A 17,474-nucleotide genomic window follows, 5' to 3' on the forward strand; every position below is an offset into this window, starting at 1 on the left:
CAACCGCGTACACGGCTCCACTAACGCCCAGCGCAATCGCAGCCGTCGCGACAGCGGCGCGAAGATGGAGACCTCCAACGTCCACGCGAAGGACATTTACGTGTCCAACGCCCGCCCGGCGCGCCATCAGCACGTGGACTCCGACCGTCGTAGCTCGGGCAAGCGCGCTCACAGCCAAGCAGGTGAGGGCGTGCGCCTGCAGAAGGTACTCGCGCAGGCAGGCGTGGCGTCGCGTCGTATGGCGGAAAAGCTTATCGACGAAGGCCGCGTCGAGGTCGACGGCAAGATTGTGACGCGACAGGGCGTACGGGTGGACCCGAACACGTCTGTGATTCGCGTTGATGGTTCCCGCGTCATCGTCAATGAGGACATGCAGTACTTCGTCCTGAACAAGCCGCGTGGTGTGCAGTCGACCATGCACGATGACATGGGCCGCCCGTGTGTGGGCGACATCATCGGTGAGAAGATCAGCGCTGGTCAGCGGCTCTTCCACGTTGGTCGTCTGGATGCGCCCACCGAAGGGCTGCTGCTGCTCACCAACGATGGTGAGCTGGCCAACCGTCTGATGCACCCGAGCTACGAGGTCACCAAGACCTACATGGCCACCGTTGTCGGCGAGGTCGACCCCAAGGTCATGCGTGAGCTGGAAAAGGGCATTGAGCTCGATGATGGCATCGCTAAGGCGGACATGGCGCAGATCATCGATGTTTGGCAGGGGCGCTCTATCGTCCGCATCGAGCTGCACGAGGGGCGCAAGCACATTGTGCGCCGGATGCTCAAGACTGCGGGCTTCCCGGTCGAGCGCCTGGTGCGCACTAAGATTCACACTGTCCAGCTGGGCGAGCAGACCCCGGGCGCTCTCCGCGCACTCAACCGCGCTGAGCTGACCTCCCTCTACAACGCGGTGGGGCTGTAAATGGCACTAGTGAAGAAGAACGAAGAAAACCACGGAGTGGAACAACAAGGCGCTGAAGGAGCCCACATGAGCGAGCAGAACACTGACGACATGCTGTTGGTTGCCATCGATGGCCCCTCCGGCACTGGCAAGTCGACTGTCTCTCGGATGGTCGCAACCGAACTGGGCGCAAAGTACCTGGACACCGGCGCAATGTACCGCGTGGCCACCCTGTGGGTGCTGCGCCAGGGCATTGACCCGACCGACGAGGAAGCCGTGGCCAAGGCGACCGCCGCCCTGCCACTGGAAGTCTCCGATGACCCGAACTCCACCGCTGTCCTCCTCGACGGCGAGGATGTTTCCGGCGAGATTCGCGGCCCGGAGGTTACCCGCAACGTGTCGGCTGTCTCCGCGATTCCGGCCGTGCGCACCAACCTGGTTGCGCTCCAGCGCTCGCTGGCCGCATCGGCGGTGCGCTGTGTGGTGGAAGGCCGCGACATCGGCACGGTTGTGCTTCCGGACGTTCCGGCGAAAATCTTCATGACCGCCTCCGCTGAGGTGCGCGCCCGCCGCCGCTACGACCAGGACATCGCCACTGGTCGTGACGCTGACTTCGACACCGTGCTTGCCGACGTCATCCGCCGCGACGAACTCGACAGCAACCGTGCGACCTCGCCGCTGAAGCCAGCCGAAGACGCATTCATTTTGGACACCTCTGAGATGGACATCGAAGAGGTCGTGGAAAACGTCCTCGATGTCGTTGAGGCCGGCTACCCGGGGTCCACCATGGACTGGGACGATGTCGACAACGAGGAGTTCGAGGGCTCTTACGAGGACTCCGAGGACGCTGACGACGACACCGCCGGACACCTGGTCGCAAACGTGGAGAGCGAAAACGCGCCGGGCACCGCAGGTAGCCACACCAGCGCAGACGAGTTCATCGACCGCACGATCGCTGACCACGAGACGATCATCTCCGAAGCCATCGAGCGCGCCGAAACCGGCCAGATCGACGACGATGCCGACTGGGAAGAGTTGGAAAACGCATTCGCAGCACTTGGTGTCAGCGACGAGGAGGAAGAAGCTCTTCCGACCGTGGCCATTGTGGGACGACCGAATGTTGGTAAGTCCACCATGGTTAACAGGTTCATTGGCCGTCGTGAAGCAGTTGTCGAAGACTTCCCGGGCGTGACCCGCGACCGCATCTCCTACCTGGGTGAATGGGGCGGACGTCGCTTCTGGGTGCAGGACACCGGCGGCTGGGATCCGGATGCCAAGGGCATGCACGCGGCGATTGCTCGTCAGGCGGAGACCGCCATGGAGACCGCCGATGTGATTGTCATGGTCGTCGACACCACCGTCGGCATCACCGCCACGGAAGAGGTTATGGCCCGACGTCTGCAGCGCGCGGAGCAGCCGGTTATTCTCGCCGCCAACAAGTTCGAGTCGGATTCGCAGCTTGGCGACGTCGCGGAGTTCTGGGCCCTCGGGCTCGGCGAGCCGCACCCAACCTCGGCCCTCCACGGTCGTGGCAATGCCGACGTGATGGACGAAGTTGTGGCCTCCTTCCCGGAGGTGCCGCGTGCGAAGTCGCTGCCGACCGGGCCGCGTCGCGTGGCGCTGGTGGGCAAGCCGAATGTGGGCAAGTCCTCGCTGCTGAACAAACTCTCCGGTGAAGATCGCGCAGTAGTCAGCGACGTGGCCGGTACTACGGTTGATCCGGTGGACTCGCTGGTGCAGATGAACGACACGCTGTGGCGCTTCGTGGATACCGCGGGTATCCGCAAGAAGACCAAGACCGCCAAGGGCCACGAGTTCTACGCTTCGCTGCGTACTCGTTCGACGATTGATAACGCCGAGGTTGTGATCTTCCTGGTCGATGCCTCTGAGCAGATTACCGAGCAAGATCAGCGCGTGCTGCGCATGATTCTCGACTCCGGTCGCGCACTTGTGGTGGCCTACAACAAGTGGGACCTCATGGATGAGGACCGCCGCGACCTGCTCGAGCGCGAGATTGAAGAGCAACTGGCACATGTGCCGTGGGCTCGTCGGGTGAATATCTCCGCCAAGACCGGGCGTGCTGTGCAGAAGCTGGAGCCGGCCATGCTGGAGGCTGTGGAGTCGTGGGATAAGCGCATCTCCACTGGTCGCTTGAACACTTGGTTGCGTGCGATTATGCAGCAGAACCCGCCACCGCTGCGTGGTGGTCGACAGCCGCGCGTGCTGTTTGCCACCCAGGCGTCCTCGCGCCCGCCGGTGATTGTGCTGTTCACAACCGGCTTCCTGGAGCACGGCTACCGTCGCTTCCTGGAGCGCAAGCTGCGTGAAGAATTCGGATTCGAGGGCTCGCCAGTGCGCATCGCGGTGCGTGTCCGCGAAAAGAAGAAGCGTCGGTAGGAAGCTGCTAGGAAGCGCCGCTGGGACGTGCTTTTAAGCCCTGCTAGTCGCTCGAACTGAGCTGAGAAAAGCCCAAAATGTGATTTAGGCAATTGCATTTTGGGCTTTTCGTTGGCATTTTGGAGTTTTAGGAAATTAGCGATAAGGAGAACTGACAATGGTCAGGCGCGGCAACAACCGTGACGGCTCTCAGCACGACGGCCGAGACAACAGCTACGGACGCGATTCCTCAAGCTCATACGGCGATGACTCCGCGACTCGCTACATTCCGCGGGGCGAGGGACATCGCGGGTACAACCCAGATGCCGACTTTGCGGGCGAGCAACCGACCGAATACTTCGGTGGCGACTCCTCTGAGACGCAATTCCTCCAGCGTGGCGGTGAAACACGATTTGATAACCCGCGAGGTGCCGGTGTCGGCTCAGGCGCGGGTGCCGGGGCGCAAGGTGCTGGCGCACAGGGCAGTGGCCAGTACTGGGCGCCGCTGTCTGAAGAAGAGCGCGGCTATAGTCAGGCGAGCCAGCAGGCAGGTCAGACCCAGCAGTACGCTGCAGGTGGTGCAGGTGTCGCAGGCGGTTACGGCGACCCGAACAACGGCAACAACCGCGGTAATAACCGCGACAACCGCGGTAACGATGACTCCAAGAAGGGCTGGGGTAAGCCCGTCGCCATCGTGGCCATTGCCGCGATGGTGGCCGTAGTCGCGCTGGTAGCCCTGGTTTTGTCCTTTACTTCCGGAACCGAGGACAAAAACGACAATATGGCGGAGCCGACGCAGGAGACGTCGTCAAGCCCGACGCCGACGACAACCTCGCCGGAGGAAACCACGACAAGCCCTACCGATCGTTTGGACCCGTCGGGCACGATTAACGACACCCGTGAGCGCCTTGAGCAGGAGCTGGATCAACTTCGCGAGTCGCCACCAGCTATCCCTGGGCCCGGTGAGCGCAGTAGCGGCCGGGGTACTATCCCGCAGGGTGTGGTGGGCAAGAGCCCGGCCTCGGTCGAGGTGGAGCTGCGTACCAACGGCTACCAGAACGTGACCGTCGTCGACGCAGAGGGCAACCAGACCAATTCTGTGGCCGCGATCATGGGCAAGGTTGCCTCGATCGATCCACCGGAGGGACAGATGGCGGAGACATCCACGCCTGTGACCATCTACCTGCAGTAATGCGATAGGTAGGGCATGCGTCAGGGGCGATTTCCGCCAGCAAACACCAATGATGTAACCTATAGCTCGTTGCACTTTCGTGCACACGGGCTGTAGCGCAGTTTGGTAGCGCACCTCACTGGGGGTGAGGGGGTCGTCGGTTCAAATCCGGTCAGCCCGACAAAAATAACCGCCGCCTTCTGGAAGATTCCGGGAGGCGGCGGTTTTTGTTTACGGCTATTGCTTACGGTTTGTTTGCCGTCTATCGCACCGCACTAGCGCACAATCGCACTAGCGCACGACAATGCCGTCAGAGTCCGCGTAGAGCGTCTCGCCCGGAACGAAGTCAATGCCGCCGAAGGAGACAACGACATCGCGCTCGCCCTCGCCGGTCTTGGTGGACTTGCGCGGGTTTGTGCCAAGCGCCTTGCAGCCGAAGTCCATCTCGCCAATCAGCTTAGAGTCGCGGATTGCACCGTTGACGATCACGCCAGCCCAGCCATTGTCCTTGCCGAGCCCCGCAATCACGTCACCGACCAGCGCAGTGTGGACAGAAGCGTCACCGTCGATGACGAGCACGCCGCCCTCAGACGGCTCGGAGAGGACCTTCTTCAGCAGCGCGTTGTCCTGGAAGCACTTGACCGTGGAGATCTTGCCACAGAACTCCAGGCGACCGCCGAGGTCGCGCATCTGAGTATCGCAGGAACGCACGTCCGGGCCGATTTCGTCAACCAGGTCAGCAGTGGGGATGAATTCGATTGCCATAGGGGATTTCAAGTCCTTCCGAAAAATGATCACAAGAATGTGTTCGTAACAAGTGTTAACTCCATTGTTTCAAACTCAAGATGTGACCAAAGACATATGGTGCAAATTCGCTGGCAGCGATTGACACTCCGAAGGCCGGTCCAGATTGATTACTCTGGTGAGTCAGAACGCGCCGACAACCACACGTGCGCAGGAAGGGTAGAAGATGGCTGGGTTTAATTGGTTTTGGAAGGCTCTCGGCGGCAAGCAGGGGCGCAACCAAAAACGCAGCGTAGGGCTGGTGGCGCGCGCTGCTGAGCTCGAGCCACAGGTACAGGCGCTTTCCGACGCCGACCTCGCCGACTTCGCCCGCCAACACGCCACCGATGCACCGGAGCTTTTAGCCGCGCTCCGCGAAGTCTCCCAACGCACCCTATCCATGCGCCCCTTCGATGTGCAGCTGCAAGGCGCGCTGGCGCTCATGGAGGGAGACGTTGTCCAGATGGCCACCGGTGAGGGCAAGACTCTCTCCGGCGCCCTGGCCGCAGCCGGGTTCGCGCTGCGTGGCCACCGCGTGCACTCCGTGACCGTCAACGACTACCTCGCAGGCCGCGACGCGCAGTGGATGCAACCGCTGTTCGGGTTCCTTGGACTCTCGGTGGCGGCTATTTCGCCGCAGGATGGTCCGGGGGAGCGTCGTAAAGCATATGCGGCAGACATCATCTACGCCGCCGTCAACGAACTCGGCTTTGACGTCCTGCGCGACCGTTGCGCGCCGACTATCGAAGACCGCGTGCAGTCGCCTGCTGACGTCGCCATCATCGACGAAGCCGACTCCGTGCTGGTCGATGAAGCGCTGGTCCCACTCGTGCTCGCCGGCAACGAACCTGGCACCGCGCCAACCGGGCAGATTACCGACGTGGTGCGCCGCCTGCAGCTCGGCGATGACTACACCGTCGACGAAGGCCGCCGCAATGTCTTCCTCACCGATACCGGCGCTGCGCGCGTCGAACGGCTGCTCGGCATCAGCTCGCTGTACGACGCCGAACACGTCGGCACCACCCTGGTTCAGGTCAACGTCGCACTGCACGCCCACGAGCTGCTGCAGCGCGATGTCGACTACATCGTGCGCGACGGCAAGGTACAGCTCATCGACGCCTCGAAGGGACGCGTGGCGGAACTGCAGCGCTGGCCGGACGGTCTACAGGCGGCGGTAGAGGCCAAGGAGGGCCTGCAAGTCTCGGAGGGCGGTCGCATCCTAGACTCCATGACCATCCAGCAACTCGTCGGCCGCTACGACATCACCTGCGGCATGACCGGCACCGCCACCTCCGCGGGCGACCAGTTCCGCGAGTTCTACGGACTCCACGTCTCTGTCATTGAACCCAACGTCCCATGCATCCGTGACGACGAGCCCGACCGCATCTACGCCACCACCGACGACGCGTTCGCCGCGCTTGTCGACGAGGTCGTGGAACTCAACGGCACTGGTCGACCAATACTCGTAGGCACCCGTGACGTGGCGGAATCGGAACGACTGGCCGATGCGCTGGTTCTGCGCGGCATCGAATCGTCGGTACTGAACGCGAAGAACGACGAGCTGGAGGCCCAAGTCATCGCGGGTGCTGGCGATATTGGCCGCGTCACGGTGTCCACCCAGATGGCCGGCCGCGGTACCGACATCCGCCTCGGAGGGGCAGACGAATCCAACCGCGATGCCGTAGTCGAACGCGGTGGCCTATGCGTCATTGGTCTGGGTAAGCACCGCACTGACCGACTGGATAACCAGTTGCGTGGCCGCGCCGGGCGCCAGGGCGATCCGGGCTCGTCGGTGTTCTTTGTCTCCCTGGATGACCCGGTGATTTCCGAAGGTGCTGCCGGCGAAACACTGAGCGTGCTGCCTGAAGACGACGGTCGCGTCCGCGATAAGCGGGCATACCAGTTCATCGACCGAGCACAGCGCGTGACAGAGGCGACCATGCTGTCCATTCATGCGACGACGTGGAAGTACAACAAGCTCATCGGCGACCAGCGCGAGATTCTGGATGAGCGCCGGGAGAAACTGCTGACTACGAATGCTGCCTGGGAAGAACTGTCCAAGCTGGCATCGGCGCGGGCGAAAGACGTGGAAGCCGCAGCCGGGCGCGACGTCGCCGAGGACGCTGCCCGGGAAATCATGCTGAGCCACCTGGATCTCGGATGGTCGGAACACCTGGCGGATCTGGACGACCTGCGGGAGTCGATTCACCTGCGCGCGCTGGCTAAGGAAAGCCCCATTGATGAGTTCCACCGCGCCGCCATCGGTGCCTTTAAAAACCTGGTCAACAATGCCGTCACCGAGTCGGTGCAGACCTTCCAGGAGGCCGAAATCGATAGCGATGGCGCGCATCTGGAGGACACGGGACTTGCCCGCCCGAGCTCGACGTGGACGTACATGGTCAACGACAACCCATTGAGCAATGGTGGTGGCTCGGTCGTCGGTTCAATTGCAGCGATGTTTAGGTAAGCCGTAACCACAGGTTTGGTAACAATTTGAAAATATTTCTCAAGTGACCGGCCTAGGTACACCCACGGAGAAAGCTCTCCGATGTCGGTATTTACGCATATCAATCATGTTGTACATACCCTCTCGGTGAGCTGCGTCACAACATGGTTGGGATTAGATAACAACACGAAAGCGGTTGGGGCGCTATTATCTAAAAAGTAACGAGTAAATCGCCCAAGGTTATCCCGGAGGGAAAGATATGACTAGCAATAGCGGCCAGCCAGAGGCATCGGTCGAGACCACCTCGGTCTTCCGTGCAGATTTGCTGAAGGAGATGGAGTCCAGCTCTAACACGGACTCCACGGTCTCCGGTGTTGAAGGACTTCCGGCAGGCTCGGCACTCTTGGTCGTCAAGCGGGGGCCAAACGCGGGTTCGCGTTTCCTGCTCGATCAGGCAGTCACCACCGCTGGTCGTCACCCGGAAAGCGACATTTTCCTCGATGACGTGACTGTTTCCCGTCGCCACGCAGAGTTCCGCAAGAACGGTGACTCCTACGAGGTTGTCGACGTGGGATCGCTGAACGGCACCTACGTTAACCGCGAGCCGAAGAACTCCGCGGTTCTGGCTAATGGTGACGAGGTCCAGGTCGGTAAGTTCCGCCTCGTATTCCTTATCGGTAACTAATTCGACATCGGTTAGTGTCGACGTCTGTCGGCATTAACCCCCTTATTTTTGTAAAGGCTCGGAAAAGACCAGTGGCAGCAGTACACAAATCAGCGGTTTCGCAGCCGGCTTCGTCAGAAAGCACTGCGAAGCAAGCACGCTCGGTGGGCAAGAAGAAGACCATCGGTGCTGTGCTGAAGGAAGTCAAGGTTGAGTTCCCTGATGTAACGCTGTCCAAAATTCGTTTTCTCGAGTCGGAAGGGCTGCTGTGCCCGTCGCGTAGTTCCTCGGGCTATCGTCGCTACAGCCAGGCGGACATTGACCGCCTGCGCTACATTCTGACCGTTCAGCGCGATAACTACTTGCCGCTGAAGGTTATTAAAGAGCAGCTCGACGAAATTGATGCGGGCAACGCTGGCGGCGACGGTCTGGCTTCGGTTACTCCACTGGTGACGGCGGATCAGTTCCGCGAAGCTGCAGTGGTCTCGCTGACGCAGGCGGAGCTGGCAGAGCGCACCGGCGCTAGCGAGAAGTTCATCACTGAGCTGGTCCGCGTCGGCTTGATTACTCCGGACACGCTGAACATGTTCGACGGCGATGACCTGCTCATCACCGAGACGGCAGTCAAGCTGTCTGAGTTCGGTCTGGATGCCCGCCACCTCAAAACTGTGCGTACCGCTGCGACCCGTGAGGCTGATTTGGTGTCGCTGGCAGCTAGTCCGCTGAGTAAGTCGCGTGCGGCTAGTGGCAAGCAGAAGGCTGTGGAAATGGGTCGTGAGATGACCGCGCTGATGGTCACGCTGCACGGCACTTTGGTCAAGCGCCAGGTCAACAAAGATCTGGGGAAGTAGTCAGTAGTCCCGCGTGAATAGCGGCTCGCTACAATTATCGCTGTTATGGACGAAAAACTCGTAGAAGTCAAGTTTCTAGACTGGATGGCGCACCCTCCTGAGGATGATCCGGTGCTGCTCCTGCATGCCGAAGAGACTAACCGGATTATCCCGATCTGGATTGATTTGGCGACGGCGACGGAGTACTCCGCCCGCGAGACCGGCGCTACGCAGCGTCGTCCGGGCATGCATGACGTCTTTGTCGATACGCTGGACATGGTGGGGCAGAGCGCCCTGCGTGGTCAGATTACGGGCGTGCACGAGGGCGTTTTCATCGCCAGCCTGGTGCTTGAAGGCGGCGCAGAGATTGACATGCGCCCCTCCGACCTAATCCTTATCGCCAGCGAGCTTGAGGTGCCGCTATATGTTGCACGCGATGTGCTCGATGCCATGTCGGTGTCGGCGCGTCTTGTCGCTACCAATGGCGGTTCGCTTACCGACGACACGGAGACCGACTCTGTCGAGGCGTCGGTGTCGGAGTTTGCTGAATTTCTCGACAGTATTGATGCTGACTACTTTGCCGAGCCGTATGGTGATGCGGAGGGTAGGGAGTCCGATGGTGAAGCCGACGGTGGCGCCGACTCGGCTTCCGATAGCGACCGTTAGCAGTGTGACTGGAGTGAACACCTGACAACTTTTGATGTAGTTGTGGCGCGTATTTCCTCCGGCACGTCGCTGAATGACCCCATAAAAGGGGTAACTTTTCTTAAGTTATAGTTTCACCCCTTCCTGGGGTTTTTCTCCCGGGCTGTGCTTGAGCTGGGGAAACTGCGACTCCAAACTCTAAACCTTAACTTTAGGTTTAGAGATTCGGCGTGTCGTCCTGTGATGTATTGACAGCCGATTAACCTTGGCGAAAGATAAATAACGGCAGTGAAACTACCTCGGGAGAATTTATATGGTCGACGACAACAGCGGTTCGCTCTTTGGCGACAATGAGCTCCGTGCGTCGGACTCGCAAGAGCCACGCGCGGTCCAGGAATCCCTGTTCGACATGGGACCGGACGAGCAAGTTGGCTACCGCGTTCCCATCGCATGTCAGGTAGCGGGCATTTCTTACCGTCAGCTGGACTACTGGGCGCGCACCAAACTGGTGGAGCCTTCGATTCGTACCGCCAAGGGCTCGGGCACCCAGCGTCTGTACTCCTTCCGCGACATCCTCGTTTTGAAGATTGTTCGCGGTCTGCTGGACACCGGTATTTCCCTGCAGAACATCCGTCTGGCTGTCGACCGTCTGCGCGACCTCGGTGTCGATGACCTGGCTACCATCACGCTGGTTTCCGACGGTCGCACCGTCTACCAGTGTCGCTCCAATGAAGAAGTCATTGACCTGCTCAACGGTGGCCAGGGAGTGTTCGGCATTGCTGTCCCGGGCATTATGAAGGAACTGACTGGCACCATCGCCTCCTTCCCATCCGAGCGTATCGACGGTACTCAGGAAAACCCAGGTACTGGCATCGACGAGTTGGCTGAGCGCCGTCGCCGCCGCATCTCCTAACAGCCAGCGATACGGCTAGATAGTGGCGTTGCTGCTACGGCCGCCGCTCAAAGAAGCGAAACAAAACTAAACGAAAACCGCCTTCCACAACTGGTTCCGTTTTCCTCTCCCGAGGTTGGGCCAGATGGAGGCGGTTTTTGCTGGTTACTCGGTACCGATTGCCGCAGCCAACTGAGAGGCCAGGCCATCGCCATAGTCAGCCGCAATGCGCAGAGAACCAGTGGTCATATTCGCCACTTCCTGCAGTTCAGGGATGGAGCTGTCCCCGTCGGGAAGCACGATGACCTCAATCGTTACCGGGCGGTCCGGGCTAATGAGTTCCTTGATTCGCTCGACGGACTCGGCGGCATCGGCGCCCGAGGCATCGCGCCCCGAGGTGAGCACGACGAGCCGGTTCGGCTTGTCAGGGGAGTAGGTGTCGCGGGCGGCCTGGTAGGCATCGATAAGCGCTGGCCAGAACTGCGCCTCACCACCGGCCGGAAGTTCGGCCAGCGAGCTCTTTACGGCGTCTGCGCCATTGTTGGCCTCGTCATCGGGGGCTGGAAGTTCCGCGAGACGGTTCACCTCGGGGGCGAATGTCCACAGGCCGTAACGGCCGCCAGGTGCCGCATCGATAGCGCCGGTCAGTGCCGCAGACAGCGCCCCGACATCGATGCCTTCGGAGGTGTCAGTAAGCAGGAGTGCCGAACCCACCGCAGTTGCGGGCTGTTGCGCGTCCGGCTGCTCCAGTGCTGGCGGCAGCGCAAAGGAATCTGTCTGGATCTGCGAGAGCACTCCAAAGTTCTCCGCTACTTTAGGGCTGAAGGTGCTCTCACTAGCTTCGCCGTCGGCGCCGTGATCTGCCGCGAAGTTCCGGAAGTCCTCGGCCGCGCGAGCCGTGTTCTCGTCGATCTTGCCGCCGGAGCCAAAGGTGACAACTGGCGCGTGCAGCTGGGGTGCATCCGCAGGGGAGACCAGCTTCAGCCCCTCGCCGGCCATCTGCAGCATGGGCTGGGTTGCGGCCACACCGTCGAATTCGGCGACATTCTGGCTGAGCATGGTCAGCAGAGTATTGGAGGTGTAGACCTCACCCAAGTCCGCGCGTTCGCGAGCGACATCCGGGCCGCCGCCAAGTCGAGCACTGATCACGGCAGACAGTGCAGCATCGGAGCCACCGGGGGCGGCCACGCGCAATCCCGCAAGCTCTTCCCAGGTGGCGTTGTTCAGCTGGTCAGCACGATTGGTTGTGAAGGCCACGCCACTGGCAATCGGTGGCAACCACGTCTTGGGGTTGTTGACCTTGACCTTGTCTGAATTCTTCGCTTGATCCACGAAGGAGATATCGGCGGGAATCCAGACTCCCGGCGTCATAATTCCGGCGCTGGCCTCGTCAGCTGCAGAATCATCCGCAGCGGGGTCCTCCGGAGCCCCCTCACCAGCTTCAGCACCGTCAGCATCAGCCAAGGCGTTCACAACCTCCTGCGAGCCGGCCACAGTAATCTGTGGCCGCACGCAGAAGTCCCTCACCACGGGATTTGACTCGCCATAGTCCTGCACGAGTTTCTGTGCCGAGCCCACCGCAGCAGGGTAAGCGGTCACCACCAGTGTCAGGTCACCCTTGGTACACCGTGCACGGTCCGCATCAATCGACGAATCGTTGCTCTTGCGCAGATTAACCCAGGCAAAAACCGCAGCCACCAGAACAATGACGACCAAGACGGCAATAAAAGGCCCCTTAGCCACTCGATAGTTGTTCTCACCCGAGGCGTGTCGTCCCATGTCGTTTTAGCCCTTTCTATGCTGAGTGTGCTCGGCGCTGTCGACTCGCAGCAGACCTCGTCGTAAAGCACAAACGCGCACGTAACTCCTGCCAACTCTACTGCGTGGACAATGCGACATCTACTACTTGCAGCAAACGCCCGCGCAGGACGTCGGCGCGAGCAGAAATCTCACGCTGGCGGCGGACGTACTCGGCCTTGCCCTCGGGAGTCTCAATGCGAATGGGAGCAAAGCTCCAATCCCGCAGATCGTAGGGAGCGGCGCGCATATCCAACTCACGGGCACTGCACGCGAGCTCGAAAGTATCCAGCCACAGGTCGCCGGGCACCGCCTCGCCGAGCTTGGTCGCCCATTTATACAAGTCCATGTTGGCGTGCAGACAGCCCATCTGCTCACAGTGCGGCTGTGTCTCGCGCGTCGGCGCAAACTCGTTGAGCGGGACGGCGTCGGGCGTGAAGAAGCGGAAGGCGTCGAAGTGCGTACACCGCACTGTGTGGGCCTCGACGACCTCGTCCGTGCCTGCCTGACCAAGCCGCAGTGGCTCCGGGTGACGATGCTCGGGCTGGCGATACACCATCGCCCATTCATGCAGGCCGAAGCAGTCAAAGTGCGCTGGATTCGCGCGCGTCGAACGTAACAGATTGCCGATGTACGCCACCGTCTTACCTCGCTTATCGACGTACGCCGAAACATCCATGCGTGCCGTCCCCGAGGCGGTATCGGTGGGCTCCTTGCTAGCAGGACTGTCGGTAGCGTCATCCATGTCGAGGGTAAAAAACTTCAGGTGACTGATGTCCTTGGCTGTCGCACCGGGAAGATCTACGCCGATGCCCGGTGACCAGCGGCGGAGTTGACCGGGCTTGACGGGGTAGTACTCGAAGATGAAGTCCCACACCGGGTGGCGCTGGCCACGACTGCGACGGGACAGGTGATCGCGGGTCAGGGCATCGACGCGGGCGATATGCCTTGCTTTGGCTTCACGCCAGTCGAAAGACGAATCGGGCGTAGATGTCACTGCTGGTGTCCCTGCGTGGTGCCCGGCCGGATTCGGGGCTGGTTCACGATTGGGTACTGCTTTGGTGCACCGCTGCGACGCGGGGAGACCTCGTGGGTCCAGTCACGCACGACACCGACCTGCTCTTCGATGAGGTCCTCCAGAGCCACGATGCCGATCTGCTCCGCGCCGGAGAAAGCACCGGTCTTCGGGGCGATACTTGCCGGGGCGCTTGCGCGCAGGTGCGGCTTTGGCATGCGAGCGCGTACAGCCACTGCCATGTGGGCGCTGTAGCGGCGCATGATGCGCAATCCCTCATCCAGCGTGGCATCGATCGGAATCTCGATCATCGGGCGAATCTCGTCATCAGGGATGGCTGTCTCCGGTCCGGAGGCAGGGTCCATGACGCGGTCGAGGACATCCTTGACGTGAACGTAGCCACGGTACTCGTTGGGTTCATTGTTGGCCGCAGCGACGGGGAACCGGGAGAAGCCAGTTTCGGTGACAGCCGTCTCTAGGTCGCCCACAGTCGGTGCAGTGGGGAGGCGCCGAATCTGCTCGTGCGGAATTAGCACCTCCTCAATGGTGCGCGTGGCCGAGGCCAGCGTGCGACGAAGTCGGACGTGCTCCTCGCTGTCAAGGAGCCCCTCTTGACGAGACTCCGCAATCATCGATGCCAACTCCGTGGAGTCGACAGTGGTGTCGAGCTCATCGCGCTGCTCAATGCCGAACAGCCTCAGCGTATGGCGAGCCATCCAGTTAAACAGCAGCAACAGCGGCTTGGTCAGGCGGTAGAAGACCATATGAACCGGAATAAGCAGCATGGCCATCGTCTCTGGGCCAGCCAGCGCGATGTTCTTCGGGACCATTTCGCCGAGCATGATGTGCAGCACTGACACCAGCATCAACGCGATGGCAAAGCTCAGCGGGTGTAGCAGTGATTCCGGAATACCCATGGCGTGGAAAGGAGCTTCCAGCAGATGTGCCAGCGCCGGTTCAGAGACCTTACCCAGCAGCAGCGAGGCAATGGTGATGCCCAGCTGTGCGGCGGCGAGCATCATCGACAGGTGCTCAGAAGCATTGATAACTGTGCGAGCGCGCTTCTTTCCCTGAGCCAGCAGCGCTTCCAAACGGTCACGGCGAGCAGCAATAAGTGAGAACTCCGCGCCCACGAAAAATGCGTTGACCAACAACAAGAAGAAGGTCAGGAGGATTCCAAACCAGTCACTCATAGGTTGAACATCTCCTTAGCACGCTCGTTGGTCACAGGAATCAAAATGGCACGATCCACGCGGCGGTCATCCATCGCCAGAATGCGGGCGTACCAGCGTCCGGCGATACCCGATTCGAACTCGTCCATGAAGTCGCGTTCGGTCTCTGGCAGTAGGACGACGTCACCGACCTCCGGGATGCGACCGAGCGCAAACATAATCAGGCCACCGAGGGTTTCGAAGCTGCCCTCCGGGGCGAAGTATCCGACCTTGGTCGGCAGCTCGTCGGTACGCACAAGGCCGGAGCAATTCCAGCCTTCAATTGCGCGCTTGACTTCCTGCTCGGACTCCTTGTCGTCGTACTCATCCCAGACCTCGCCAAGAATTTCCTCGACGACGTCCTCGATGGTGACAATGCCGGCGATGCCGCCATACTCGTCCGCGACCAGCGCAATCTGCGAACCAGCCGAACGCACGGCCTCCAGTACGGCATCGCCGTCCAGCGACTGCGGCAGCGTGGGCACTGGCCGTGCAACCTCCCGCATGGTGGTAGTTGAGCGCTTCGCCGCAGGCACCGCGAATGCGTCCTTGACGTGGACAACACCGACAGTGGCATCGAGGTCCCCGTCAGTAATGGGGAAGCGGGAATGTCCTGATTCGATGGCGACAGCCAGCAGATCCAGCGCCGTGTCATCGACATCGAGAGAAGTAATCGTCGACCGCGGCGTCATCAGGTCCTCCGCAGTAGTTTCGCCAAAGCGTAACGACGACTCGAGCACAGCAGCCTTCGACTCATCCAATGCACCCTGCTCCGCAGAATTGCGCACCAGTGCTTCCAGCTCCTGCGGGGAACGCGCCGAAGCCAGCTCATCCGCCGGTTCAATGCCGAGCTTGCGCACCAGCCAGTTCGCCGAGGCATTCAGCGACTGAATGAAGTAGCGGAACACCCAGTTAAACGCCATCACCGGACGAGCCGTAACGCGCGCCGAAGCCAGCGGCTCTGTAATCGCGACATTCTTCGGCACCAACTCGCCGTAGACCATTGACAACATCGTGGCCACAATGAGCGCAAGAATCAGTGCGGTCGGTCCCGCTGCAGACTCGCTGAGCCCCATCCAATGCAGCATCGGCGTGAAGTACTGCGCCAGCACCGGTTCCGCGAGGAAACCAGTTGCCAGCGTCGTCAACGTAATGCCCAGCTGCGCACCGGAGAGGTGGAAGGACAGTCGATTATGTGCCTTGTGAACGGCCTCAGCAGGTGCATCCGCTGAACGGGCGCGGTCGGCGTCAATCGTAGAACGCTCCAGTCCCGTCAGCGCGAATTCAAACGCCACAAAGAGGCCGGTGCCAGCGGTTAGCGCGATAAAGCCGACAACCGCGACAATATTGAGAACAATACCCACTGATTATCTCTTCTTCTTTTTCCCTCGCTTGGGGCGGTGTACGCGACCGCCAGCACGATTCTTTCCGCTTGCCGACGGGCCGCCGCGCCCGCGGTACCCGGAACCACTAGCACCGCCTGCCGATTGGCTCTGATCTTGACGAGCCCGGCGCGGACGGCGTGCGCCCAGTTCCTTGACAAATCGCGGCAGCCCCGGAGCTGCGCGCAGCTCTTCAGCTTCAACGCCGGCTCCTGCCAGCAGCTCACGGGCCTGATCAACCTGGCGGTCACGCACAATCATCGCTACCGTGCCGGAAGCACCTGCACGCGCCGTGCGACCCGAGCGGTGAATGTACGTCGCGGAATCCCTTGGCGGATCCGCGTGCACAACCAAGTCAAGAGCATCGATATCAATGCCCCGAGCGGCCACATCCGTGGTGACGAGGACATTGATTTCACCGTCGGCAAAGGCCTTGAGGACTGCGCGACGAGTTGCCTGGCCGCGATCGCCGTGGAGGAAACCTAACTTGATGTCGTAGAACTGTAAAAACTTAGCCAGCTGCACGACACGCGCCTTAGAGTTGGCGAAGATGACGCACTGATCCTTGCGGGAGGCAATCCAGGCGACCACTTCGTCTGCCTCAGTGTTGTCCTCTACCCGAAGTAACAGATGCCGCATATTGCGCATGGTCAGCCGGGATGCAGTGACCTTGTGTTTCGCAACTTCGGTGCTACTTGCGCGACGATCGCGGATAAGCCCCGCGGCGTCGTCGTTAATCGTGGCGGAAAAGACCATGCGCTGTGCCGACTTCGGACACGCACGGACTAGGCCCAGAACATCGGGCAGAAAGCCCATGTCAGCGAGCATGTCCGCTTCGTCTACGACAACGGTAAGAACCTGCTCAAGATTGAGTAGACCGCGGCGGCGCAAATCGTGTGCGCGACCCGGTGTGACCACAGCGATATCGACTGGTGCTGCGAGCAGAGTCTGCTGCTTGGCCACGGAGTCACCGCCGACCAAGCTCAAGACACGCAGACCTGCAGCGGCGCCGATGTCAGCGAGGACATCAGCAATTTGATCTGCAAGTTCCCGCGTCGGCGAAATAATAAGCGCGCGCGGGTAACGGGGAAGCGCTGGAGAGGCGTTATTGAGTAACGTGACCAGCGGAATGCCGAATGCGAGCGTTTTGCCCGAGCCTGTGGGGGCCTGTGCAAGAACGTCCTTGCCAGCGAAAGCATCTGGCAAAGTTGCCACCTGCACGGCGGTGGGCGAAGTTATGTGCTGGGCACGCAGAATACTCACAATTGCTTCCGGCGTGCCCAACTGTCTGAAATCACTGGACTCAGCGGGAGGGGGCATGCTTGTTAGAATACCGCTATCCCCGGACTGCCATGCAATAGGCACGT

At 60.8% G+C, this 17,474-nt stretch carries 14 protein-coding genes and 1 tRNA gene; 9 read left to right on the forward strand and 6 right to left on the reverse strand.

The genetic code is table 11. The annotated features are described in order from the left end of the window. Positions 1–64 precede the first annotated feature (64 nt). The 4 genes from HMPREF3011_RS04515 (at position 65) to HMPREF3011_RS04530 (ending at position 4,623) form a co-directional block, all read left to right on the forward strand. Positions 65–916, forward strand: coding sequence for a pseudouridine synthase (locus tag HMPREF3011_RS04515; protein WP_070841221.1), 852 nt, complete (start codon positions 65–67; stop codon positions 914–916). Positions 917–982: 66 nt separating this feature from the next. Continuing rightward, complete coding sequence (der, locus tag HMPREF3011_RS04520; protein WP_070841522.1) at positions 983–3,292, forward strand: bifunctional cytidylate kinase/GTPase Der; 2,310 nt, start codon at positions 983–985, stop codon at positions 3,290–3,292. A gap of 157 nt (positions 3,293–3,449) precedes the next feature. Further along, entirely contained in the window at positions 3,450–4,463 is a 1,014-nt protein-coding gene (locus tag HMPREF3011_RS04525; protein WP_070841222.1) for a PASTA domain-containing protein, read from the forward strand. Positions 4,464–4,549: 86 nt separating this feature from the next. Beyond that, a tRNA-Pro gene (locus tag HMPREF3011_RS04530) sits at positions 4,550–4,623 on the forward strand. A gap of 110 nt (positions 4,624–4,733) precedes the next feature. Here HMPREF3011_RS04530 and rraA read toward each other — a convergent pair. Continuing rightward, the gene (gene rraA / locus HMPREF3011_RS04535; RefSeq protein WP_070841223.1) at positions 4,734–5,207 is read right to left on the reverse strand and encodes a ribonuclease E activity regulator RraA; all 474 of its coding nucleotides are present in this window, start codon (positions 5,205–5,207) and stop codon (positions 4,734–4,736) included. A 205-nt stretch (positions 5,208–5,412) separates the two neighbouring features. Between rraA and secA2 the strand changes: the two genes are divergently transcribed. The 5 genes from secA2 to HMPREF3011_RS04560 all read left to right on the forward strand — a co-directional run bounded on the left by secA2 (position 5,413) and on the right by HMPREF3011_RS04560 (position 10,723). After that, positions 5,413–7,692 carry an accessory Sec system translocase SecA2 gene (gene secA2, locus HMPREF3011_RS04540; protein WP_070841224.1) on the forward strand — a complete coding sequence of 760 codons (2,280 nt, stop codon included), beginning with the start codon at positions 5,413–5,415 and terminating at the stop codon, positions 7,690–7,692. A gap of 238 nt (positions 7,693–7,930) precedes the next feature. Continuing rightward, positions 7,931–8,356 carry an oxoglutarate dehydrogenase inhibitor Odhl gene (odhI, locus tag HMPREF3011_RS04545; RefSeq protein WP_038625554.1) on the forward strand — a complete coding sequence of 142 codons (426 nt, stop codon included), beginning with the start codon at positions 7,931–7,933 and terminating at the stop codon, positions 8,354–8,356. Between the two features lie 71 nt (positions 8,357–8,427). Continuing rightward, complete coding sequence (locus HMPREF3011_RS04550; RefSeq protein WP_070560220.1) at positions 8,428–9,186, forward strand: transcriptional regulator FtsR; 759 nt, start codon at positions 8,428–8,430, stop codon at positions 9,184–9,186. A gap of 45 nt (positions 9,187–9,231) precedes the next feature. Then, positions 9,232–9,831 carry a bifunctional nuclease family protein gene (locus HMPREF3011_RS04555; RefSeq protein ID WP_070628530.1) on the forward strand — a complete coding sequence of 200 codons (600 nt, stop codon included), beginning with the start codon at positions 9,232–9,234 and terminating at the stop codon, positions 9,829–9,831. Between the two features lie 388 nt (positions 9,832–10,219). After that, positions 10,220–10,723, forward strand: coding sequence for a MerR family transcriptional regulator (locus HMPREF3011_RS04560; RefSeq protein WP_172620271.1), 504 nt, complete (start codon positions 10,220–10,222; stop codon positions 10,721–10,723). Positions 10,724–10,867: 144 nt separating this feature from the next. On the opposite strand, the gene HMPREF3011_RS04565 is transcribed toward HMPREF3011_RS04560, so the two are convergent. The 5 genes from HMPREF3011_RS04565 to HMPREF3011_RS04585 all read right to left on the reverse strand — a co-directional run bounded on the left by HMPREF3011_RS04565 (position 10,868) and on the right by HMPREF3011_RS04585 (position 17,427). Further along, the gene (locus HMPREF3011_RS04565) at positions 10,868–12,481 is read right to left on the reverse strand and encodes a vWA domain-containing protein (RefSeq protein ID WP_070841225.1); all 1,614 of its coding nucleotides are present in this window, start codon (positions 12,479–12,481) and stop codon (positions 10,868–10,870) included. A 97-nt stretch (positions 12,482–12,578) separates the two neighbouring features. After that, positions 12,579–13,496, reverse strand: a complete 918-nt coding sequence (locus tag HMPREF3011_RS04570) for a 3-methyladenine DNA glycosylase (protein WP_070841226.1) — start codon at positions 13,494–13,496, stop codon at positions 12,579–12,581. Next, entirely contained in the window at positions 13,493–14,707 is a 1,215-nt protein-coding gene (locus HMPREF3011_RS04575) for a hemolysin family protein (protein ID WP_070841227.1), read from the reverse strand. The genes HMPREF3011_RS04570 and HMPREF3011_RS04575 overlap by 4 nt, the downstream gene beginning before the upstream one ends. Continuing rightward, positions 14,704–16,089, reverse strand: coding sequence for a hemolysin family protein (locus HMPREF3011_RS04580; RefSeq protein WP_070841228.1), 1,386 nt, complete (start codon positions 16,087–16,089; stop codon positions 14,704–14,706). The genes HMPREF3011_RS04575 and HMPREF3011_RS04580 overlap by 4 nt, the downstream gene beginning before the upstream one ends. Before the next feature lie 3 nt (positions 16,090–16,092). Then, complete coding sequence (locus tag HMPREF3011_RS04585; RefSeq protein WP_246821420.1) at positions 16,093–17,427, reverse strand: DEAD/DEAH box helicase; 1,335 nt, start codon at positions 17,425–17,427, stop codon at positions 16,093–16,095. Positions 17,428–17,474 lie beyond the last annotated feature (47 nt).

The sequence above is a fragment of the Corynebacterium sp. HMSC074C04 genome (genome assembly GCF_001838295.1).
Lineage (GTDB): Bacteria > Actinomycetota > Actinomycetes > Mycobacteriales > Mycobacteriaceae > Corynebacterium > Corynebacterium amycolatum.